This window comes from Massilia sp. Root418 (genome assembly GCF_001425265.1).
In the GTDB taxonomy this organism is placed as follows: domain Bacteria; phylum Pseudomonadota; class Gammaproteobacteria; order Burkholderiales; family Burkholderiaceae_D; genus Rugamonas.
Genome location: NZ_LMEC01000001.1, coordinates 822,329 through 845,123 on the forward strand (window position 1 = coordinate 822,329; position 22,795 = coordinate 845,123).

The window sequence follows — 22,795 nt, forward strand, 5'->3', positions numbered from 1 at the left end:
AAGACTGCCCCCTGCCCCAGTCGTGCGAGACAAGGACACTACATGAACACCGCATACAAACGCATCGTCGTCGTTGGCGGCGGCACCGCCGGCTGGATGGCTGCCACGTCACTGGCGACGGCGCTACCGGGCAGCACTGTGGAACTGGTCGAATCGGAAGCGATCGGCATTGTCGGCGTGGGCGAAGCCACCTTCCCCATGCTGCGCGACTTTCACAAGCTGAACCGCATAGCCGAGGCCGATTTCCTGCGCGCCACCAACGGCACGTTCAAGCTCGGCATCGAGTTCCGCGACTGGCGCGCCAAGGGCCACCGCTTCTTCCATACCTTCGGCAATTTCGACGACCTGGCCGGCCCCGCTTGCCTGTGGGGCCAGTACCGCCGGGTAGACGACCCCGCGCTGGGCGCGCTCGGCGAACAATGCCTGCCCAGCGTGATGGCGAGCCAGGGCCGCTTCGTCACCCCGCCAGCGGATCAGGCCGGATTGTTCAACTATGCTTACCATTTCGATGCGAGCCTGTACGCCGGCTTCCTGCGCGGCATCGCGCTCAGCAGGGGCGCGGGGCGTACCGAAGGGCGCATCGTCGAAGTCAGGCGGCGCGCCGACGGCAGCGTCGACCACCTCAAGCTCGAAGACGGCCGCGTGGTGGCCGGCGACCTGTACATCGACTGCTCCGGCTTCGCGTCGCTGCTGCTGGGCCGTGCCCTGGAAGAGCCTTTCGTCGATTTCAGCCGCTGGCTGCCGGTCGACCGTGCCTGGGCCGTGCCCAGCAAGCCGAGCGGCCCCGGGCTTGCCCCGCACACCGTCGCCACTGCGCTCGAAGCGGGCTGGTCGTGGCGGATTCCGCTCAGTAGCCGCGTTGGCAACGGTCACGTGTTCTCTTCCCGTTACATCGACGAGGACCGCGCCCGCACCCAATTGCTCGACCAGCTGGACGGCCCTGCCCTGGCCGAACCGCGCCTGCTGCGTTTCACCACCGGCCACCGCGAGCGCTTCTGGGTCCACAACGTGGTCGGGCTGGGCTTATCGTCCGGATTTTTGGAACCGCTCGAATCGACCAGCATCCTCCTGATCCAGCGCGGCCTGGGCAAGGTGATCGAACTGCTGCTGCCGGGTGCGCGGCCCGCCGCGGCCGTCGTGGCCAGCTATAACCGGGGCATGGCGAGGGTGTTCGAGCGCATTCGCGACTTCATCATCCTGCACTATTGCCTCACCGAGCGCCGCGACAGCGCGCTGTGGCGCGACATGGCCAGCATGGAACTGCCGGAGACGCTGGACTTCAAGCTGCACGCGTGGCGCCAGACCGGCTCACTGAATATGTACGGGGAAGAAGGTTTCGAGGCCACCAGCTGGCTGGCGATCCACGCCGGCATGGGGAACTGGCCCTTACGCGCAGACCCTGTGCTGGCCGAGGTGCCGCGCGCGGAAGCCTTGCAAGCGCTGCACCAGCGGCGCGACCATTTCGCCGCTGTCGTGGCGGGCATGCCTACCCACGAAGCCTTCCTGCGCCACGTGCTTGGGCGCTGAGCCGGCTACGCCTCGCTGCGCCCCTGACAATGCCGGGCCTGGCCGACGCCGGGCCCGCATGCAGTAACACCCGCCGACGGGCTCAGCGCCCCCAACATCCTGCGCACCAGGCAAAAAAAGAGGCGGCCAGGGCCACCTCTGAAACTGCCGCCAAAGCGGCAGCGGACGACGGGAAGGGAACTTAGTACGTGTAGCGCAGCGCCAGGCGATAACTGCGGCCAGGCTCGAACCAGGAACGCATCATATTGCCGATACCCTGCTGTTGGGTCTGCTTAACGACGGTATCCAGCAGATTGCTTGCGTTGAAACTGGCCTGGAGATGATCGTTGAACCGGTAGTCGAATCCAAAGTCCAGCTGTCCGGCCGCTTCCTGCCAGGTCGGCAAGCCCCAGCCCACGTCCCGCGGATAGACCGTCTTGCCATCGACTATCGTCGCCCGGGTCGGATCGGCACTGGTGGCGGTGTCGCCCTGCGTGCCGTTGACGGAGACGCCCTGCAGGAAACGGCTGCGCCAGCTGTAGGCCAGGCGCATCGACATCGGGCCCTGGTCGTACATGAACATGACGTTGTACGCGTTCTTCGACAAATACTGCAAGGGCATATCGGTGAACGGCAGGCCATTGGTGTCGCAGCCCAGCAAGTTCAGGGAACTGTTGTTGAACGATGTGGCGGCCGGGCAGTACTTCAGGTTGTACGGATGGTGCAGCGTCTGCTTGCTCTTGATGTAGGTGTAGTTCGCCGAGACGCCGAATCCCCTGGTCCACTCCGGCAGGATGTCCGCCAGCACCGGCACATTGTTGAAGTAGGTCTGGCCAGCGAGCTCCAGGCCGGTCACCTTGCCGTCCGCTGCATTGTCCGGCGCGGTGATCATGAAGGTCTGCGGGTTGCCGGCCAGGTCGTTGTAGTCCCGGGTATAGGCCGAGCGCATGATGATGTCCGTCACGCGTTTGTGGAACAGCGCGCCCGTCAGCGACGAGCCATTGCCCGGATACCATTCGAGCGTCGCGTCGAAGCTGTCGGCCTTGGTGGGCTTCATGTGGACGTTGCCCTTGTTTTCACCCCTGTAGTTGACGCCCGTCACAGCCTTGGTGTCCTGGTCGATAATGACCTGCTGCTCCAGCTTGACGTACTCGTTCAGGTCGCCAAAGCTGGGCCGATACATCGACTTCGCGAACGCGAAGCGCGATTGCAGCTTGGGGGTGATTTCCATCTTCAGGTTCAGACTCGGCAACACGTCGACAGCGCTGCGGCCTTCCACGATCGGCTCGTCGATCGGTCCGAACCTCGGCACCGACGGCACGGAGCCGTTGCCGTAGACCGGCTTGAACACGGTGTAGCCACGGGCCCGCGTGTCGGTGTGGACCACGCGCACGCCAGCGCTGCCCTCGACCGGGAAGCGCAGGTCCTCGAAGCCGAAGCGCGTCATCAGGTAGGCAGCCTCCGTGCGCTCCGACTGGCGGGAGGTCTTGGCCGGGTTGCCGTCGAAGACCAGCGGCGTCCACGGGTCGGTGATGTTCGAGCAGTCGTTGTTGGTGTTCGATTGAGCGTTGCCCTGCTCGCATTGAATCTTCATGATCGGATTCGCCGCCGCTATGTAGGCGTTGGGGTAGTCCTTGACCGCAGCCAGGCTAGGCACCACCAGGGCGCCCGGGTTGGGGATCTTGCCGTTAAAGAAGTTGTCGAAGGTGTACAGGCTGGTCGGCACCAGCGCCGCGACCCTCGGATCGCTCAGGTAGGTGAAGTTGGCGCGCGAGGCCCAGGTCGGCAGGTCCGTCGTGGCCGCCGGCTGCCCCGGCGTGGAGGAATTCCTGACTTCCCATGGCCTAGAGATGCTGTACCATTCCGAGCCGGTTCCCTGGACGCGGTTCGCCGTGCGCTTGGTGGCGCGCACGCCGAAGCGCACATCGCGCATGACCGGATGGTCGAAATTGAAGCGCACGTCGGTCTTCCACGCATACAGGTCGGCGTCCGCCTTCTCCCTTTGCGGCGCGAACATCTCCAGGTAGTAGTTGGCCGGCGTGCGCAGGAAATCCTTCGCCTTGTCGTCGAAGGTGATCTCCCCGATATTCTTGCTCAGGTCGATATTCATGCTCGGCACGAACGTGGCCAGGGTCATGTTGTTGCCGGTATTCTTGTTGGTGGCATGCACCCACTGCAGGTCGTTCTGGAGCGACCAGCGTTCGTTGATGTTCCACTTGGCGTTCCAGGCAATCTCGCGGGTTTGCGAGCGCCGGTCGTTATAGGTCTGGTTGGAGTTGAAACCCAGTCCGCCATCGACGAAATTGTTCGCGCCCCGGCCGCCGATCGGAAAGGTGTACCTGGCCGACTGCAGCACGCCCTTGCTGTTGAACACCGGGTTGGTGAGCGTCACCTTGTAGGGGTCCTCCACACCGGTGAACAGGGCGTTCTCGGTGCCGGTTTCCTTGTAGCCGGAGTGGAAATAGGTGAGCGCGGACGCCAGCCCGCCCTTCTTCCACTGCAGCGCGGCATATGCGCCGACGCGGTCCGTCTCGCTGAGGTTGGTGCGCCACGAGGCCGATTTGGGCACCCACACGGTTTGTCCGGCGACGATATCGGTGCGCGGAAAGTAGGCGTCAACTTGCACCGTATCGTTGTGGGAATTGCTCTGGTTGGCGGACAGGTTGAGCAGCGCACCCCATTGCCCGAAGTCGTTGTCCCAGCGTTTCGAGACCAGGCCGGAGACAGCGGGCGATTTTTGCCGTCCGAGCTGGTTGTAGTTCAGGTAGGTCGAGGCTGCGAATTTGTCGCCCTTGTAATCAAACGGCAGCGCGGTGCGCAAGTCGACCTGGCCGCTGACGCCGCCTTCGATCAACTCGGCCGGCGGATTCTTGTGCACGACCACTGCGGACATCAGTTCCGCCGGAATGTCGCCCCAGCTCAATTCACGCCCCGGCCAGCCGGCCGAGAACGATTCGCGGCCGTTCAGGGTGGACGAACCCCAGGTCAAACCGCGCACCGAAATGCCGGAACCCTCGACCGAGAAGTGTTCCGGGTCGCCGCGCGAGCGGTTGCGGTCCATGGTCACGCCGACGACGCGCTGCAGCACCTCGGTAATCGACTTGTCGGGCAGCTTGCCGGCCTCTTCGGCGACAACGCCGTCGACCACCTCCTCGGAATTCTGCTTGAGCTTGGCGGCCGACTGCATCGCCGCGCGCTGGCCCGTCACAACCACACTCACGGACTCCCCGTCCTTGGCGACCGGCGCCGAAGGCGCCGTCTGCGCCTGCACGGCGCCGCTATACAGCGCTGCGAGCTGCGCCGCCGCGAACGCCATCGCGGTCATCCTCATGGGTTTCCGCTTGCTCATTGCTACGATTGTCCTCATTATCTCCATCCTCTTGAAATCATATTTTTCTTTTCGCTGCCCGCCGCGCCGCGCGGAGGCAGTAAATGGCGGTGCGCCGTCACTGGAAAGTGATCGGCCCGGTCAGCGTGATCGTGGTCGGGTAATTCGGCGGCGGCGCAGTCGGACTCGGCACCTTGAAGTTGCCGACCGGTGAGGCGAACCTGACCGCGACGACCGAATAGTCTTGCAGCTCGAACCAGGGGTTCAGACCGGTCAGTTCGCACGACTCCCCGACTGTGAAGTCCCTGAGCTTGAGACTGTAGTTCGCTGGCGCCGGCGAGCTTGGCTTGAAGGTCGCCCGCAAGTGCACATTGCACTCGTCGTTGTTCTTTTTGCGGTTGAAGTGGCCGAGGATCAGGTCGACTTCGACCTGGTTGTCCCCCGTGGCGAACCATTCCTGGTTCTGCGAGAAGTTGAACTTCAGCGCCGCCTGGGCGTCGATCCGCACGCCTTCCTGGGTATCCTTGCTGTTCGAGATCTGCGTCACGTGGGGCGCGTACACGTCGATTTCCGACCACACCCGCCACCAGCGTCCGTCCGTGTAGGGCTGGTTCTTGTAGGTGTAGGTATTGGTGATGCTGCTGCCGTCCGCGGCAACGCTGACATCGCACCAGCCCTTGCACCACCAGTCGGTCTCGCTGCTGCCGCCGCGCGGGTCCACTTTCCCATCCTCGCTGGTGGTCGTCGTATTCTTGTAGCCGCTCAAGAACTTGATCTCGGGCGACAGCGCGTTACCGATCGGCAGGGTCTTGACCACTTTCACCGACTCGTAGATATCGCCGCCGTCCATCGAGGCGGTGACAGTGCATAGCCCATCGGCGAGTTTTTGCAGCGCGGTTCCGCTCACCGCGCACACTGCGGGCGTGCTGGTGGTAAAGACCGGGGGGGAGCCGGCCACGGAGGACTCCGCCACCAGCTGCAAGGGCTGCGCGTCCAATGGCTGCGGCCCCGGGTTGCGGAAGAAGATGGCCGCCGGCCGCTTGGGAATGACAAACAGTTGGCGTTGCGTGGCTGCCGCGTAGCCATCCCCGCCGGCCTGGTTGGCGTTCACCGAGCACTCGCCCGCTTTCAGCAGCGATAGCGTGGCGCCACTGACGCTGCACGTGGCCGGCGTGTTCGACACGTAGGTAATCGGCCCACCGGAACTGGCCGTGGCCTTCAGCGTGATGGTCGCGATGGTCGGCGGCACAGCTACCGTCTCGCCGCCCGGGAACGGGAAGGATACCGATTGCGCCATCCCGCCTGCGCCGCCGCCGCCACCACCGCCGCCACTGCCTCCGCAGGCAGCCAGCAGCGTGCCGCATGCCAGTGCTACAGCCGTCAGCTGGAATCTCATTTCTTGTCCCCTCATGTTTATGCCTCCTTCACGTTGCTTGCGCCACGGACGAGGCCGGAAACCTGATGCCTGCACTGAGACGTTCTTGCTGGTGACGGGTCCAGCCTGGCTGGATCGATGTTGATGGCCGTGGCTGCGAATGCCGGCGCGGTTGCCGGCATCGCAGGCGCCAGGACGCTGTTCTGCACTTCACTCATGTCTTCTCCATTTTATTTTTGGGCGCGCTGTTCATTGACAGTTTGGCTTGTGCTTGCAGGACGGCGAGCAGACCGCAACCCGGCAAACGGGCCGAGTCTATCCCAAATAAATCGGCAAAAATACGTGCCAAAATGCCCCGCCGCAGGCCTTGGCGGCCGAGTGCAAAAATTCTGCACAACCGGCATGGGCGCTAGTGCAAATTTTGCTAATTGCCCGGAGTAGACGCCCGCAGCGTGCGCTGGCCGCCATTGGAGGCCCGTGGCTGCGGCGCCGTCGCCGCAAATCGGGGGCAAGGAAGTGAAAGGAAGTGCACTATCAATGCGATTATCTGCACGCTTCAATATCTTCACCATTCGCGCTACGCCTGCGCCCACCATCAGGCGCGGCCTGCAGCGTGAGCGCCGGCGAGGCATCAGGTTCAAAGGGGGGAATGGAGTTTCAGGCCTACGGTGCGGACTGCGCGTGGCCTGGCAGGGGCAGGCAGATGCGGACGCTTGCTGAACCCGGCGCGCGTCGCGGCGCCGGCAGGTACATCGATGAACATGGCAGCGCGCAGCGCCGCCAGCGAGCTACCGGCGAGCTATCGGCTTTATGCCGCCGGCTTCCGCGGCTCCTTTTTGCATATCTCGCGGAATGCCTTGGGGGTGCATTCGTATTCTTCCTTGAACAGCTTATTGAAATACGAGGAATTCTTATACCCGACTGAATAAGCGATTTCCGCGATACTGGCGCTGGTCTTCTCCGCCAGCAGGCGCGATGCTTCGGTCAATCTGAGCTTGTTCAGGTAACCGATAAAGGTATACCCCATTTCCGCCTTCAATATGTCGTTGACCTTGTTGCGGTTAACGCCGGTTTCCGACACCACGGTTTCCAGGTCCAGTTCCGAATCCGCATAGCGTGTCGCCAGCAATTTCAAAATGGCGGATTTTTCCCTTTCGCGGTGGGGTTCCAGCGTCAGCTGCTGGTATGCCACCAGCGGCAGGTCTTTCTGCATCCGCGCTTGCAGGTCCTTGGCCAGGGCCAGCGCGTACTGCTTGACGAACCAGAACCCGAAACCAGCCCAGGCCAGTAACAGGAACGCGGCGAGAAAATACAGGTAGCCGTATTTCCGCTCGTGCATTTCGATTCGCGCGATTTCAATACGCGACGGGGTGCTGACGCGGCTGGCATTGCTGGTGCCCACTTCGAACTGCGCAACCTTGGCAAGCGAGTAGCCCAGATCGGCTGGATTGAGTTTGTTCATGCCGACCCACCACTCCGGAATGGCCAAATGCGCCAGATCGAGTTCGGCCCGGGTCCCATCCGGATTGCAGTTGATGTATGCCGATGGCGCGCGGTAGGTCATCAGGTCGTTCGGTTTGGACAGCTTGTCATCGAAGGTGTTCAGGCCGATCCGGATGGTACCGGCGGGGAAGCAGCGCGCTTCGAAACTGATCTTGTCGAACCCGGACCAGTCGAACAATGCCGGTTTGCCTTTGCTGTCTCTGAAGAACAAGGCGCTGGATACATAGGAATGCGGATTGCTGCCCGACAGGACGAATTCCATGATCAGGCGCGCGGCATCGACTTTCGCGCTCAGGTTGGTCGCTCCGTCGTTGGTGCTGTGCGTGCGCAACTCCCAGGAAAAATTCTCTTGCTCAAACAAGGGGGCGCGGTGATAGCTGCGGCTGACGCACAGATACCCGATCAGAATACTGATCCCGAGAAGCAGGACCAGCCGAAGCAGTGCCTTTGAATATAACGCGTGCATATAAATAAAAGTTGATGGTCGGACAACGGCAAGCCCGCACGCCGGTGCGGAGGCAGTCGTCAGGTCTGGCAATGTACAGCATGTCATGCCGCCTGTCACTGCGGGACTCCCGCATACCACAGGGCATGCAAGCATTGACTTCCGCCAGCCCTCGCAGCGGCACCATCATGTACTTCTGGACGCCGGGCACGCGGCGTTCCTGGCGGTTCAGGGAGTAGACGGCACGAAAGTGACGACAACGCGCCGGTAACGCGTCAGCGCCGGGCTGCCTTTATCGATAACCTTGACGATGAAGTGGGCGGTCTGCGGCTTGCTGACCACGGGCGCCTGCCCCCAGACGGTATGGTGATTGTCCGCGTACCCCAGCTTGATCAGCTCCTTGCAGCTGCCGGCTTCGGGATACTGGAACCACAGGTAGCTCAAGCTGTCTCCATCGGGGTCGGAGCTGCCGGCGGCGGTCATCATGAAATTCTCGCCGGATTTGACGGTCAGCCGGTCGCCGTGGCCGAGCTTGACCACTGGCGGATGATTCGCCTCCTTGTACGGCTTGGTGCTCCAGTCCATGCGCGCAGCGAAATCGTTCTGGAAGTCCTTGCGCCAGCGCCAGATGGTGGTCCTGTACCCGGTGGAGACCTTGTCGTGGGCTTGCACGTTGCGGCCATACTCGTTGTAGACCACGGGCCGGTAACTGTCCACGGCGTTGGTCCAGATGGGGCGCGGCTCTTGCAATACCGGGACGTTGCCGGTGAAGCCCTCCGGATTGGTGGCCGCCAGCGCTGGCGTGTACAACGCGTAGCGCCCTCCCCAGCCGCCCCAGTCCGGGTGCTCGGGCGCGTTCAGGCCGTTCGGTATCAGGGACAGGAAGGATGGCGTATCGCCCTCCACGCCAAACGAGACATCCGGATACACCGCGCCCAGCGGGCCATGCCCCTGCTGGATATGGGCCGCGAGCCAGTTGTTGCTCACCTCCGTGCTGTCGAAGCCCGGCTCGGTCGAGTGCATGCCGGTCCAGGTGCCATTGCCGTACCCGCCGGGGCTGACGATGTAGAACAGATCGGGGAACCTGGTGCGCATCCAGATACCGGTGTCGTCCTGATCGGAGATCGTGTAGACGCGCAGCTTGTTCCTCAGGCGCGCGGCCTGCTCCGGCGTCCTGTCGCGGTCGATGCGGTACAACGCCTGGGCAAGCGTATTGGCACCACCCCACACGGCAACCCACAGGGGACGCGTGTCATTTTTTTCCAGGGCCCGGATGATGGCGTCCGATCCCGGCGAGTCCTTGCCGTCGCCGACACCTTGCATGCCGTAGCGTTGGGAGCCAGAACGCACCAGCGCTTTGAGCGCCGCCGCCTTCGGAAAACCCGGTTCGTGCTTCAGCAGGTTGGGTTGCACGCGGCCGTAGGCGTCGATGATCGCATGCATGGATGCCGGTGCGATGCGCGACTTCTGATGCGTGGAGGTGGTGGCGACAATGCCTTCGATATCGATCTGGTTCGCGTACAGCAGCAAGCGCACCAGCGACTGGCTGTCATCGGGATCGGCCTCGATATCGCTAAGGACAATCAGGCGCTGTTTCGGCTCGGCGAGGCTAACGGCAGGCGCGAAGATCAGAAACGCCGTCAACATGGCAGTGATTGGGAATAGTCGCATCATGTCTCTGGTGAATTAATCGGTAGCTCGCAAGCAGGGATTGTGATTCACAAGAAGCGGGAAGACAATTATGAAATCCGCCAACGGCTGCAACGATTTGCTCTCGGGGCAGGCGCCGCCGGTCAGCGCCGGCCGTAGCGCCCGCACTGACCCGACAGTGCTTCGGCAAGCCAGTCCGGCTTCATGGCTTTGCTGGCCGGCACAGCGGCAGGCGCGGCCGCATGTTCCGCCGGCGTGCCGGATGCCGCAACAGCGGGCCGATACAACACGTCCCGCTGCCGGCTACATAGCCCTGCGGGTGCCTCGCAAATTCGATTGCGCATGAGGTTCTCCTGAGCTGGTCGTGGCGGGTGGGCCAACGCCGCTGGCCCACTGCTTCAGTCGTCCGTGCCGCCGCCAAGGTAAGTGGCATGCACCCGCGCGTCCCGGGCCAGCTCGGGGGACGCGCCGGCCAGCGACACCTGCCCCAGCTCCAGCACCACGCCCCGGTCGGAGCTGCGCAGCGCTGCCAGCGCATTCTGCTCGACCAGGATGATAGAGATGCCGTCGTCCCGCAGCGCGCGCACGATGGCCAGGATTTCCGTGACGATCTTCGGCGCCAGGCCGAGGCTCGGTTCATCGAGCATCAGCACGCGCGGCTCCGCCATCAGCGCGCGGCCCAGCGCCAGCATCTGGCGTTCGCCGCCGGACAGCGTGTTGGAGCGCTGGGTGCGCCGCTCGGCCAGGCGCGGGAAGCGGTGGTAGACGCCGTCGAGCTTGCGCCGGCGTGCCGCCGAGGAATCCCGTTTGCTGTAGCTGCCCAGCAGCAGGTTGTCCAGCACCGACATGTCGCCGAACAGTTCGCGCTGTTCCGGCACCAGGCACAGGCCGCGGCGGACGCGCTCTTCGACGTCAACGCCGTCCAGCGACTCGCCGTCCATCCGCACGGCGCCGCGCGCGGGCAGCAGGCCGATGGCGGCCGCCAGCAGCGATGTCTTGCCGGCGCCGTTCGGTCCGATGACGGACACGATTTCCCTGGGCATCAGCTTCAGCGAGATGCCGCGCACCGCCTCGACCTGCCCATAGTTCACCTGCAAGTTCTCTATTTCCAGAATCGGGTTCACGCTGCATCTCCCATGTACGCTGCCTGCTTCTTGTCGTCGCATTGTTCGTCGGCCAGGTCGCCGCCCAGGTAGGCCGCCTGCACGCTGGCGTCGCGCCGCACCGCGGCGGGAGCGCCCTCCATCAGTTTGCTGCCGAAGTTCATCACGACCAGGCGATCAACCAGCTTCATCACAAAGTCCATGTCGTGTTCGACGATCATGATCGTCACGCCCTGGCGGCGCAGTTGCTTCAGCAGTTCGGCCAGTTCCTGCTTTTCGCCATGGCGCAGGCCAGCGGCCGGCTCGTCCAGCACCAGCATCACCGGGTCGGCCATCAGCGCGCGGGCGATTTCTAGCAGGCGCTGCGTGCCGAGCGGCAGCGCGCCCGCCAGTTCATGCTCGCGACCGGCCAAGCCGATGCGCGCCAGCTGCGTGCGCGCCTCGACGAAGATCTGCGCTTCCTCGCGCTGGTCCAGGCCCAGGCCCGCAGCGAGCACGCCGCTGCGGGTACGCCCATGGGCGCCCAGCGCGACGTTGTCGAGCAGACTCATCTGGGGGCGCAGCTTGACGTGCTGGAAGGTGCGTCCCATGCCGAGCTGGGCGATGTCGCGCTGGGACAGTTTAGTCACGTCGCGGCCCATGAAGGACACCGCGCCGGAGCTGAGCCCGATGGCGCCGGTCAGCAGGTTGAACATGGTCGACTTGCCCGCGCCGTTCGGCCCGATCAGGCCCACGATCTCGCCGGCAGCGATGTCGAAGCTGACGTCGTTGACGGCCACCAGGCCGCCGAAGCGCCTGGTCACCTTGCGGGCACTGAGGATGGTCTTGCCGGCGGCCGGCTGGCTGCGCCGGGGCAGCGGCGGCAGATCGGCGCCCCCAGCCGCGCTCGCGGCAAGCGGCGCCCGGCGGTACCTGGCGGCCAGTTTCACCGCATAGCCGCACACGCCGGCCCGGGCATGGTGCAGCAGCAACAGGAAAAGCAGGCTGAAGGCGATGACTTCCAGCTGGGTGCCGCGGCTTGACAGCAGCGGCAGCACATCCTGCAGGGTATTGCGCAGCAGGATGACGATGGCCGAGCCGACAATCGCTCCCGGCAGTTGCAGCAGACCGCCGACCACCGCCATCAGCAGGTAATTGATGCTGCCGTGGACATCGAACGTCGACGGGCTGATGTAGCGGCTGTTGTGCGCATAGAGCCAGCCTGCCAGGCCAGCCACCAGCGCCGAATAGACGAACAGGGTCAGGCGCAGGCGGTAGCCGTCCGCCCCCACGCTTGCCAACAGGCTGTTGCCTCCCCGCAGGCTGCGCATGGCGCGGCCCTGGCGCGAGCGCAGCAGATTGCTGCTGAACAGGTACACCAGGCCCAGCATGCCCCAGATCAGGTAGTACATGGCACCCGACGACGCGAGCGAAAAGCCGGCGACCTGGATCGGGGCGATGTCGCTCATGCCGGTATGGCTGCCCAGCGCCTCGATATTGCTCAGGACGAGCGGAACCGACAGGCCCCAGGCAATCGTGCTGATCGGCAGGTAGTGGCTGCCGAGCCGCAAGGTCAGCATGCCGATGACCAATGCCGCGCCGCCCGTCATGAGCAACGCGAACAACAGGCCCAGCCAGGGCGACAGGGCGTGCGCCGAGGTCAGCCACGCGGTCGAATAGGCGGCGATGCCGACAAAGGCTGCCTGGCCGAACGAGGTCACGCCGCCGACGCCGGTCAGCATCACCAGGCCCAGGGCGACCATGGCGCCGATGCCGATATCGTTCATCAGGCCGATGCCGAAATTGCCAAGTGCCAGCGGCAGCAGCAACAGCGCGGCGACGACCGCCAGCGGCGCGTGGCGGTGAAGGAAAATGCTGCTCATTGGTTGATCTCCTCGACTTCATCTTCGGAATGGACGGCGTAGTACGAGCGCACCAGCAGCACTGGAATCAGGACGCTGAACACGATCACGTCCTTCAGGGCGCCGCTCCAGAAGGCCCCGAAGCTCTCCAGGATGCCGACTGCGACCGCGCCCAGCGCGGTCAGCGGGTAGCTCGTCAGGCCGCCGATGATGGCCGCGACAAAGGCTTTCAGGCCTATGGTGAAGCCCGAGTCGTAGTACAGGGTCGTGATGGGTGCGATCAGCACGCCGATCAGACCGGCAAGCAGCGAAGCGCACAGGTAGGCCATCAGTGCCGTGCGCGCCGGGCGCACGCCGACCAGGCGGGCGCCAACGCGGTTGACGGCGGTAGCCCGCAATGCCTTGCCGACAAGGGTGTATTCGAAGAACAGGAAGAACATCAGCCCCAGCAAGCCGGCGGCGCCCACCATCAGGACGGTTTGCATGGACACGGCGAAGGTCGCGCCCAGGTCACAGCTGCCGTCCAGCAGCACCTGCGTGCGGTGGCCTTCGGGACCAAAGAACATCAGGCCCAGGCCGGCGAACAGGAAATGCATGACCAGCGCGGCCATCAGCAGCACCAGCGACGAGGCATCGGCGATCGGCTGCAGCAGGATGCGCGCCGCCAGCGGAGCGATCGGCACCACCAGCAGGATGGCGCACAGCACCTTCAATGCTGCGGGCGCCTGGGTCCCCGCCAACGACCAAGCGGCCACACAAGGCAAGGCGGGCAGGATGCCCCAGCCAAGCACGGCAGCCGGGATTTTGCCATAATCGTGCGCCCTGATCAGCCGCAGCACTTCCAGCCCCACCGCGATGGCGGCCAGCAGCGCCACCATCCACACCGTGGGCGGGAGGTGGCCGCTTTCAAAAGCCGCCAGGCTCAGCGCGGCGAACACGGCCACGTCACCGAACGGCACGAACACAACCCGGGTCACGGAAAACACCAGCACCATGCCGATGCCGGCCAGCAGGTAGATCGCGCCATTGGCGACGCCATCCGTTAAAAGTATCAATATCACATCGCTATCCATCATGTCTCCACATCTGCTCTCTGCTCTCTGCTCTTAATTGTTGTTAAGGTCGGTCCGGGTTGCAAGCTGCAGGCCTGCCCGCGCGCCTGTCAACGCGCTGCGGCCGCCATGGCGCTGCGGTCGATGCCCCTGCCTAGCGATTGGGCCGTCTGGCCGGCGATGCCGAAATCCGTATTGGGGATGTCCTTGATGATGATGCGGACGCCGCCGCTGTCGACGCCGGGCAGTGCCGCCATCACAACGGTGAGCCCCGCTATCAGGCGGCGCTTCTGCTCAATACTGCGGCCTGCGATCAGGAAAGCCTGGGCGACGCTGATCGCCGCGCCCGTCTTGCCGCCGATGCCCGCGTCATGGGTTGCCACTTCGTTCAGGATGACCCTGATCGAATCGATGGGAGCGTCGATCGCGTCCACGACTGCGTGAGTCATGGCCTCGATAAGGTCGTGCTTTTGCCGGTGGCTGTATCCCTCGGCGATAAATGCTTCTATGGTCGGCATCATGTATTCCTGGAGTTAAAAACAGACATGCCAGCGGGCGCAAACGGCCGTTGAACCTGCGGCATCTGAGGAATACTATGCGGGGCATGCGGATAAATCAAATTTATACCGTTGATGATATTCATTAGCTTGGCTTATTCACCGTAATGGTGCGTCAGGCGCGGCAATGCACCGGATTCCACCTTGCAGCAACGCTTTGGTGCATGAGTTCCATGGATGGGAATCATATTCCCCATCGATTGGATTAATCCGCTTATCACTCTTACCATTCCCTTGCTTCAACATTCATACGCCCGTGCCATGCCGCGGGCGGCCCCCATTGTTAGTTGTGTCAGGAGATAGCTGAACATGAATAAGACTTTGCGCGCGCTGTGCGCCGCCCCGCTTTGCACGGCCGCGATGGCCCATGCGGACCCGGTTACGATCTACGGCCTCATCGATGCGGGCCTGACCCGCTATTCGGACAGTGCTGTCGGCACCGGCGGACCGCGCCCGCTGACCAAGATGGATACCGGTGTCGCCAACGCGAACCGCATCGGCTTCAAGGGCACGGAACAGCTGGGCGATGGCGTGAGCGCGTTCTTCACGCTGGAGACCGGCTACACGCTGGACGACGGCGCGCTGGGCCAGGGCGGACTGATCTTCGGCCGCCAGGCATTCGTCGGCATCGCCAACAAGGTCGGCAGTGTCAGTGTGGGGCGCCACTACGACTTCATGATCAACCAGAACGCCTACTCCACCGGCGCGGCGACAGTGGCCGGACTGCTCGCTTTTGGCCTGCACGCGAGCCCGCGCACGGCCGGGGTGCTGAACGACCGCATCTACGCGGGGGACCGGGTCAACAATTCGGTCAAATTCCAGAGCCAGAGCTTCGGCGGCTGGAGCGTCGGCGCGCTGTATGGCCTGGGTGAAGTGCCGGGCAACAGCGCGGCGGGACGCACCTGGAGCATGCGCCTCGCTTATGACGCCGGCCCGGCCAGCGCCGGCTTTGCGGTCACGGACCTGCGCGACGCGGCGGGCGTCTATACAACGCGCATCTACGGCCTGGGCGGCAGCTACAAACTGGGCAGCGTGCGCGCCTTCAGCCTGCTGACGCGGGTTACCAATAATAGCGGCCGCCAGCTCGAAGCGAACAATGCGGAGATCGGCGCCACCTGGTCCACCTCGCCCACGGTCGACCTTTCCGCCGGCGTGCAGCGTCAATCGCGCAACAACGCCATCCGCAGCGCAAACCAGCTCACCCTGGTTGCGAACTACAAGCTGTCGACCCGCACCAACGTGTACGCCGTAGGCGCATTCCTGCGCGACCGCGGCTTCCCCGCCCAGACCACTGCGGCGGTCGGCGTACCGGATGCGGACGGCACCCAGAACGCCCTGCGCATCGGCGTGCGCCACTTGTTCTGAGCGCGCGGCCGCCCCGCCCTGTCAGCCCTGGCGGCCGTATTCCTGCAGCAGGTCGACAATGGCCTGCCGCATCCAGCGGTTGCCGGCGTCGCCTTCGAAGTCCTGGTGCCAGTGCAGCGTCACCTCGACTTCCGGAATCGCAACCGGCAACCCGTACAGCGAAAACTGTTCCTGCGCATTGAACAGCCGCGCGATCCGGTACGGCAGGGTCACCGCCAGGTCGGAACGGGCCAGGATGCTGGGCAGGACGGAGAAATGGGGAATATCGAGCGCGATGGGACGGTCGATGCCGTTGGCACGGAACACCTCCTCCAGCTGGTGGTGGCTGCTCTCGGCCGATTGCACCTGCACGTGGGACAGGCCAAGGAATTCCTCCACCCCGAGCGCCGGCCCGGCCGGCAGGCCCGGCCGCCTGCGCGTCAGGCAAACATAGGTTTCCCTGAACAGCAGCGTATGGCGCGTCATCGATTTGAGCAGCGGCAGGTTGCCGATGGCGAAGTCGAGCTGTCCCGTGCGCAACGATTCCTCGATTGCACTCTTGCGCACCTGCTCGACATGGATGCGCGCCAACGGCGCGTGTGCCCGCATGTATTCGCACAGCGGCGGCAGAAAGAACATCTCGGCAGCATCGGTCATCGACAGCGTGAATGTACGCGTGCTCAGCGCCGGCACGAACTGCTCGGCATAGCTGAGCGCATCTTGCACCGCCTGCAGCGCGCGGGTGATCGGCTTGGCCAGTTCCAGCGCCGCGGGCGTGGGCTGCATGCCGGTCTTGGTGCGGATAAACAGCGGGTCGTTGAAGATCGTGCGCAGGCGCCGCAGCGCATAGCTGACCGCTGGCTGGGACAGGTGCAAGCGGTCGCCCGCCAGCGTCAGGCTGCGCTCATCCGAAATCGCCTGGAATACGCGCAGCAAATTCAGATCCATGTTGTTGAAGGTCGTCATACCAAAATCCATGCCGTTTATGCGAATAATATTTTACATCAATTTGATAAATCTTCACCCGGTCCATAAAATGAATTCATCGTTGCAACAGGCTGGCGGCGCCGGCTTTCTACCGTAGGTGATGGCATGAAAATGATTGTTGAAAAAATCGTGGATGAAACAGCGGAAGTACGCTCGTTTCGCCTGGTGCGGGCAGATGGCGCGCGGCTGGAAGCGTATGAGCCGGGGGCGCACGTCGATGTGACAGCGCCCGGCGGCGTCACGCGGCAATATTCGCTCTGCGGCGCGCCCGGCGACGATCGCGCCTACACCATCGCGGTCAAAAAGGAGCCGCAATCGCGCGGCGGCTCGCGCGCATTGCACGAGGCGGTCACGGTCGGCAGTGAACTGGAAGTGGGCACGGCGCGCAACCTGTTCGCGCTCGACCCGGCCGCTACCGAGCACGTGCTCTTCGCGGCGGGCATCGGCATCACGCCGCTGCTGGCGATGGCGTACCGGCTGGTCGAGCGCAGCCACGCATTCACGCTGCACTACTTCGTGCGCAGCCCCGAGTACGCGGCGTTCGCCGACCTGCTCGCCGCGCCGCCATTCGCCCACCACGTGCGCTTCCACTATGGCGTGGCGCGCGCGGACATGCCCCGTTACATCGACGCGTGCATGAACGCGGCCAGCCCGCAGGCCCACGTCTATACGTGCGGCCCGGGCCCGTTCATGGACGCCGTGGTTGCCTGTGCGGTCCGCTCGCGCGGCGAGGAAGCGGTGCACCTCGAGCATTTCCAGGCCGCCGCGCCGGCCGCGAACGCGTCCGCCACCGGCGACGCCGCCTTCGAAGTGGCGATCGCCAGTTCCGGCCAAGTCCTGCCGGTGCCGGCCGGCAGCACGATAGTCGATGTGCTGGCAGGCGCAGGCATCGTGATCGATACCTCCTGTCGCGAAGGCATCTGCGGAACCTGCGTGGTCCCGCTGCTCGGCGGCACGCCCGACCATCGCGACAACTGCCTGTCGAAAAAGGAGAAGGCCGCCAACGACCAGATCTGCCTGTGCGTTTCCCGCGCCTGCTCGCCAAGGCTGGTGCTCGATCTCTAGCCGGCGCCCTCCCCCCACCACGAAAGAACCCATGAGCCATACACCTATTCCTATCGACAGCGTCGACGTCCTGCTGCTCGACCTGCCTACGATCCGGCCGCACCAGTTGTCGGTCACCACGATGCGCCGGCAAAAGCTTGTGCTGGTGCGCGTACGGGCCGCCGACGGCGTGACCGGCTGGGGCGAAGCGACCACGATCGGCGGACTTGCCTATGGCGAGGAAAGCCCGGAGAGCATGCGCGTCAATATCGACGCCTATATGGCGCCATTGCTGCTTGGCGCGGACGCCACCAGCCCGGGCGCGCGCATGCGGGACTTACGCACCCACCTGCAAGGCAACCGGTTTTCGCTGTGCGCCATCGAAACCGCGCTGTACGACGCGCAGGCGCGCCGGCTGGGCGTGCCCCTGAGCAGCTTGTTCGGCGGCCGCGTACGCGACAGCCTGCCGGTCGCCTGGACACTGGCCAGCGGCGACACCGAGCGCGACATCGCCGAAGCCGAACGCATGCTGGAACAAAAGCGCCACCGCATCTTCAAGCTGAAGATCGGCGCGCGCGACGTGCTTGCCGACGTGGCACACGTGGCGGCCATCAAGCGCGCGCTAGGCGACCATGCCAGCGTGCGCGTCGACGTCAACCAGGCCTGGTCCGAAACCGACGCCATGCTGGGCATGGGCATGCTGGAACAGGCCGGGGTGGATCTCGTCGAACAGCCCATCGCCGCCGGCAACGACGAAGGCATGCGCCGCCTGCGCCGCATGAACCGCATCCCCCTGATGGCGGACGAAGCCCTGCACGGACCGACCGACGCCTTCCGGCTCGCCGAATGCCGCGCCAGCGATGTGTTTGCGATCAAGATCACCCAGTCCGGCGGCCTGCGCGGCGCCCAGCAGGTGGCCGCGATCGCCGAGGCGGCCAATGTCGGCCTGTATGGCGGCACCATGCTGGAAGGCGCGGTCGGCACGATCGCCTCGGCCCAGCTGTTCTCCACGTTCACGGAACTGGCCTGGGGCACCGAGCTGTTCGGACCGCTGCTGCTGACCGAGGACATTCTGCGCACGCCGCTGGACTACCGCGATTTCTCGCTGCACCTGCCTTCCGGCCCCGGCCTGGGCATCGACATCGATGAAGAAAAGGTCGCCTTCCTGCAGCGCCGTTCCGGCCGTGGCGCCTGATCAAATACCACAACAAAGGACAAGCCGATGTTATTCAAAGTGAGCATGACCGTCCGCCTGCCGCACACCATGCCGGCCGACGAAGCCGACCGCCTGAAAGCCAGCGAGCGGGCCGTCGCCGAAGCGCTGCAGCGCAGCGGCAAGTGGCGCCACCTGTGGCGCGTGGCCGGCCGCTACGCCAACGTCAGCATCTTCGACGTCGCCGGCAACGCCGAGCTGCACGACCTGCTGCTGACGCTGCCGCTCTTCCCGTACATGGACATCGAGGTGCAAGCGCTGTGCCGCCACCCGTCGTCGATCCATGACGACGACCGCTGATTACACCACCCCGCACGACAACCCAGACCAAAGGAGACAACCCATGGACCATCATGCCATTGACGCACTGCTGCGCAAGATCGAGAGCACCGAGACCGGCAAAGGCAATCCCCGCGTGCAGGCCGCCGTCAACCGCATCGTGCGCGACCTGTTCGTCACGATCGAAGAGCTGGACATCCAGCCGCACGAATTCTGGAGTGCCGTCAGCTACCTGACCGAGGCTGGCCGCTCCGGCGAGTACGGCCTGATTGCAGCCGGCCTGGGCTTCGAACATTTCCTCGACCTGCGCATCGACGAGGAAGAAGCCCGCCAGGGCATCAGCGGCGGCACGCCGCGCACCATCGAGGGGCCGCTGTACGTGGCAGGCGCGCCGGAGTCGCTGGGCAGCGCACGCCTGGACCAGGATCCGCAGCCGGGCGAGGTGCTGTTCATGCAGGGCACCGTGCGCGGCGCCGGCGGCCAGCCGCTGCCGGGCGCGCTGGTGGAGGTGTGGCACGCCAACCACCTGGGCGGCTATTCGTTCTTCGACCCGGCCCAGAGCCCCTACAACCTGCGGCGCACCATCCGCACCGATGCGCACGGCCGCTACCGCTTCCGCAGCAGGGTGCCGGTCGGCTATAGCGTGCCGCCGGGCGGCGCCACCGACAAGCTGCTCACCCAGCTGGGCCGCCACGGCACCCGCCCGGCCCATATCCACTTCTTCGTGACGGCGCCGGGGCACCGCAAGCTGACCACGCAGATCAACATCGAAGGCGACCCATACCTGTGGGACGACTTTGCGTTTGCCACCCGCGACGGCCTGGTCCCGGCGATGACCAAGGTCACCGACCCGGCCGCACTGCAAGCGAGCGAAGTGGACGCGCCGTTCTATTCGATCGACTTCGATTTCGACCTGCATGCCCAGCGCGTAGGCCTGCCGGCCGACCAGATCGAGCGAGCGCACTTTGTCGCCTGATTGCCTGCCAGCTGCGCGCATCCTGGCACCGGGCCCGGAACAGATCGCATACCGCCTGCAGGGGCCGACGGGCGCGCCCGTGCTGGTGCTATCGAACTCACTGGGCACCACGATGTCCATGTGGGATGCCCAGGCCGACGCGCTGTCCCGCCATTTCCGCGTGCTGCGCTACGACACCCGTGGCCACGGCGGCTCCGGTGCCGGCACGGATCCGGCGTCGGGCTACGCGCTGGACCAGCTCGGCAATGACGTGCTGCGCCTGATGGACGGCCTCGGGATCGCCAGGGCTGCCTTTTGCGGCATCTCCATGGGCGGCATCACAGGACTGTGGCTGGCCATCCACGCGCCCGGCCGCTTCGAGCGCCTGGTGGTCGCCAACAGCGCGGCGCGCATCGGCACCGCGGCTGGCTGGCGCGAGCGCGCTGCGCACGTCGCCTCGCGCGGCATGGACACGGTCGCCGAGAGTGCCGCGGGGCGCTGGTTCACATCCGGCTTCGTGCACCGCGAACCGGCGCTGGCCGGCAGCATGATCCACGGCTTGCGGCGCACCCCGCCCGCCGGCTACGCCGCCTGCTGCCTGGCGCTGGCCGAGGCGGACGTTCGCGAATCGCTGGGAACAATCGGCATTCCCACGCTGCTGCTGGCGGGCGCACACGATGCCGTCACCACCGTCGCGGACACCAATTTCATGCGCGAACGGATTGCCGGCGCCGCCAGCACGATCCTCGACGCTTCCCACCTGTCGAACATCGAAGCGGCCGCCGCTTTCACCGGACAGCTGCGCGCTTTCCTTGGCTGCCCACCGGCGACGTGAATCCGTGAAATTCATGCACGGCATCCAAACCATCAATTTGATGAATACAACCCGCAATTCTAGAATCATCCACACCCTGCAATCACTTGAAAGATCCGCATGACATCCGCTGAAACAACTGCCACAGCCAGCGCCCTGGCCAGCCGGCTCGACAGGCTGGAGAGTGCCCAGGCCGTCCGCACCGTCCTGGCCCGCTACATGCTGCTGTGCGACCAGCCCTGCGCCGACCGGAATTTTCCGCAGCTGCCCGACCTGTTTGCAGACGGTGCAGTGTGGGAGGGCGTGGGCCGGCACTACGAGGGCTCCTTCGGGCGCCACCAGGGGCGCGCGGCCATCGTCGCCTTCGTCGCCAGCTATCTGGCGCCGTCGCCCCACTTCGCGCGCAATCTGCATTTCCTCACATCCGACCAGGTGAGCGTGGCCGACGATGGCGCCACGGCGCGCGGGCAATGGCTGATGCTGCAGCTGTCCACGTACGGCGGCGGCGGATCGGAAGCGATCACGGCGCGGCTGGACGTGGACTTCCAGCGCGCCGGCGACGGCAGCTGGCGCATCGCGCATTTCCGCACGGAGCGGCTCGAATGCATGCCGTGGGGCGTGGGCAAAGAGGCCTCCGCATGAGCGCCTGGGTAGAACGGCTCGATCGCGGCGCGGGTGGCCCGACGATCGCCATCAAGGACTGCATCGACATCGCCGGCGTGCCCACGCGCGCCGGCTGCGCCGCGCTCGCCGATGCGCCGCCGGCCGAACGCGATGCGGACGTGGTAACCGCGCTGCTGCAGGCGGGCTGGCATATTACGGGCAAGACCGCCATGCATGAACTGGCGTACGGCATGAGCGGCATCAACGCCTGGGGCGGCACGCCGCTCAATCCGCAGGATCCGCTGCGCATTCCCGGCGGCTCGTCGAGCGGTTCGGCCGCCGTGGTCGGCAATGGCGAGGCCGACGCCGCGCTGGGCAGCGATACCGGCGGCTCGATCCGGCTGCCGGCGGCCTGCTGCGGCGTGATCGGCCTGAAGCCGACCTTCGGCCGGGTCAGCAGGCGCGGCGCCTGGCCACGCACCAGCAGCCTCGATTGCGTCGGGCCGTTCGCGCGCGACGTGCCGATCCTGATTCGTGCCATGGCCGCCATCGCCGGAGGCTTCGATACCGCAGCCGCCACGGCGTCCATGGCCGGTGCGCGGGTCGGCCTGGTCGCCACCGCGAGCGACGACGCCGTGCAGGCGGCGCTGGCGGCGGCGCTGCAGGCGAGCGGCTGGTCCGCGCTGCCACGTGCGCTGCCCGGCATGCAAGCGGCCTTCGACGCCGCGATTGCCGTCATCAACAAGGAAACCTGGGATGCATTCGGCAGCCTGGCCGGCGACAGCCGGCTCGGCGCGGACGTCGCGCAGCGCCTGGCCGCAGCCGGCGCGACGACGCAGCGCGAACTTGTTCACGCGGAACAGGTGCGCGAACGCTTCGCCGCCGAAGTCGAGCGGGCACTGGACGGTGTGGACGCCCTGCTGCTGCCGACCCTGCCCGCGCTGCCGCCCACGCTGGCCGAGGTGGCCGCCGGCAAGCCGGTGGTCGCATTGAGCGCACTGATCCGGCCTTTCAATCTCAGCGGACATCCCGCGCTGAGCTACCCGATACCCGTACCCGCCGCAGCCGCGGCCGTCCCGGCGAGCAGCCTGGTCAAGGCGGGACTGCAACTCGTCGGCCGGCACGGCGACGACGAGCGCCTCTGCGCCCTGGCGCTGCACCTGGAACACGCGCTGTGCGCATCGGACCGATAACTT

18 protein-coding genes are annotated in these 22,795 nt (G+C 65.2%); 9 read left to right on the plus strand and 9 right to left on the minus strand.

Annotated elements, in window-relative coordinates:
* Positions 1-42 precede the first annotated feature (42 nt).
* Positions 43-1,527 (plus strand): tryptophan halogenase family protein, encoded by a 1,485-nt coding sequence (locus ASC94_RS03305; protein WP_056390667.1) that lies wholly within the window; start codon positions 43-45, stop codon positions 1,525-1,527.
* A gap of 181 nt (positions 1,528-1,708) precedes the next feature.
* On the opposite strand, the gene ASC94_RS03310 is transcribed toward ASC94_RS03305, so the two are convergent.
* The 8 genes from ASC94_RS03310 to ASC94_RS03345 all read right to left on the minus strand — a co-directional run bounded on the left by ASC94_RS03310 (position 1,709) and on the right by ASC94_RS03345 (position 14,324).
* Positions 1,709-4,837 (minus strand): TonB-dependent receptor, encoded by a 3,129-nt coding sequence (locus ASC94_RS03310; RefSeq protein ID WP_162251389.1) that lies wholly within the window; start codon positions 4,835-4,837, stop codon positions 1,709-1,711.
* Positions 4,838-4,952: 115 nt separating this feature from the next.
* Positions 4,953-6,230 carry a hypothetical protein gene (locus tag ASC94_RS03315; protein WP_157201259.1) on the minus strand — a complete coding sequence of 426 codons (1,278 nt, stop codon included), beginning with the start codon at positions 6,228-6,230 and terminating at the stop codon, positions 4,953-4,955.
* A gap of 787 nt (positions 6,231-7,017) precedes the next feature.
* Entirely contained in the window at positions 7,018-8,277 is a 1,260-nt protein-coding gene (locus tag ASC94_RS03320) for an AraC family transcriptional regulator (RefSeq protein ID WP_162251390.1), read from the minus strand.
* Between the two features lie 108 nt (positions 8,278-8,385).
* Positions 8,386-9,804 carry a DUF1593 domain-containing protein gene (locus ASC94_RS03325; RefSeq protein ID WP_200955531.1) on the minus strand — a complete coding sequence of 473 codons (1,419 nt, stop codon included), beginning with the start codon at positions 9,802-9,804 and terminating at the stop codon, positions 8,386-8,388.
* Positions 9,805-10,205: 401 nt separating this feature from the next.
* Entirely contained in the window at positions 10,206-10,931 is a 726-nt protein-coding gene (locus ASC94_RS03330) for an ABC transporter ATP-binding protein (RefSeq protein WP_157201260.1), read from the minus strand.
* Positions 10,928-12,772 (minus strand): ATP-binding cassette domain-containing protein, encoded by a 1,845-nt coding sequence (locus tag ASC94_RS03335; protein WP_056390683.1) that lies wholly within the window; start codon positions 12,770-12,772, stop codon positions 10,928-10,930. Before ASC94_RS03335 ends, ASC94_RS03330 begins: the two co-directional genes overlap by 4 nt.
* On the minus strand, positions 12,769-13,827 hold the full coding sequence (locus ASC94_RS03340) for a branched-chain amino acid ABC transporter permease (RefSeq protein ID WP_229417150.1): 1,059 nt from the start codon (positions 13,825-13,827) through the stop codon (positions 12,769-12,771). The genes ASC94_RS03335 and ASC94_RS03340 overlap by 4 nt, the downstream gene beginning before the upstream one ends.
* A gap of 86 nt (positions 13,828-13,913) precedes the next feature.
* Complete coding sequence (locus tag ASC94_RS03345) at positions 13,914-14,324, minus strand: tautomerase family protein (RefSeq protein ID WP_056390689.1); 411 nt, start codon at positions 14,322-14,324, stop codon at positions 13,914-13,916.
* 345 nt (positions 14,325-14,669) lie between these two features.
* On the opposite strand from ASC94_RS03345, the gene ASC94_RS03350 reads away from it, so the two are divergent.
* Positions 14,670-15,725, plus strand: a complete 1,056-nt coding sequence (locus ASC94_RS03350; RefSeq protein ID WP_056390691.1) for a porin — start codon at positions 14,670-14,672, stop codon at positions 15,723-15,725.
* A gap of 21 nt (positions 15,726-15,746) precedes the next feature.
* On the opposite strand, the gene ASC94_RS03355 is transcribed toward ASC94_RS03350, so the two are convergent.
* The gene (locus ASC94_RS03355) at positions 15,747-16,670 is read right to left on the minus strand and encodes a LysR family transcriptional regulator (protein ID WP_056390694.1); all 924 of its coding nucleotides are present in this window, start codon (positions 16,668-16,670) and stop codon (positions 15,747-15,749) included.
* 126 nt (positions 16,671-16,796) lie between these two features.
* Between ASC94_RS03355 and ASC94_RS03360 the strand changes: the two genes are divergently transcribed.
* The 7 genes from ASC94_RS03360 (at position 16,797) to ASC94_RS03390 (ending at position 22,792) form a co-directional block, all read left to right on the plus strand.
* On the plus strand, positions 16,797-17,756 hold the full coding sequence (locus ASC94_RS03360; RefSeq protein ID WP_056390697.1) for a PDR/VanB family oxidoreductase: 960 nt from the start codon (positions 16,797-16,799) through the stop codon (positions 17,754-17,756).
* Positions 17,757-17,787: 31 nt separating this feature from the next.
* Positions 17,788-18,930 (plus strand): muconate/chloromuconate family cycloisomerase, encoded by a 1,143-nt coding sequence (locus ASC94_RS03365; protein WP_056390699.1) that lies wholly within the window; start codon positions 17,788-17,790, stop codon positions 18,928-18,930.
* A gap of 27 nt (positions 18,931-18,957) precedes the next feature.
* Positions 18,958-19,248: a muconolactone Delta-isomerase gene (gene catC, locus ASC94_RS03370; protein ID WP_056390701.1), complete on the plus strand. Its 291-nt coding sequence runs from the start codon at positions 18,958-18,960 to the stop codon at positions 19,246-19,248.
* A gap of 43 nt (positions 19,249-19,291) precedes the next feature.
* Positions 19,292-20,203, plus strand: coding sequence for a catechol 1,2-dioxygenase (gene catA / locus ASC94_RS03375; protein WP_056390704.1), 912 nt, complete (start codon positions 19,292-19,294; stop codon positions 20,201-20,203).
* Positions 20,193-21,017: a 3-oxoadipate enol-lactonase gene (pcaD, locus tag ASC94_RS03380; protein WP_373888094.1), complete on the plus strand. Its 825-nt coding sequence runs from the start codon at positions 20,193-20,195 to the stop codon at positions 21,015-21,017. Before catA ends, pcaD begins: the two co-directional genes overlap by 11 nt.
* Positions 21,018-21,116: 99 nt before the next feature.
* Positions 21,117-21,638, plus strand: a complete 522-nt coding sequence (locus tag ASC94_RS03385; protein WP_056390706.1) for a nuclear transport factor 2 family protein — start codon at positions 21,117-21,119, stop codon at positions 21,636-21,638.
* Positions 21,635-22,792 carry an amidase gene (locus ASC94_RS03390; protein WP_056390709.1) on the plus strand — a complete coding sequence of 386 codons (1,158 nt, stop codon included), beginning with the start codon at positions 21,635-21,637 and terminating at the stop codon, positions 22,790-22,792. Before ASC94_RS03385 ends, ASC94_RS03390 begins: the two co-directional genes overlap by 4 nt.
* Positions 22,793-22,795 lie beyond the last annotated feature (3 nt).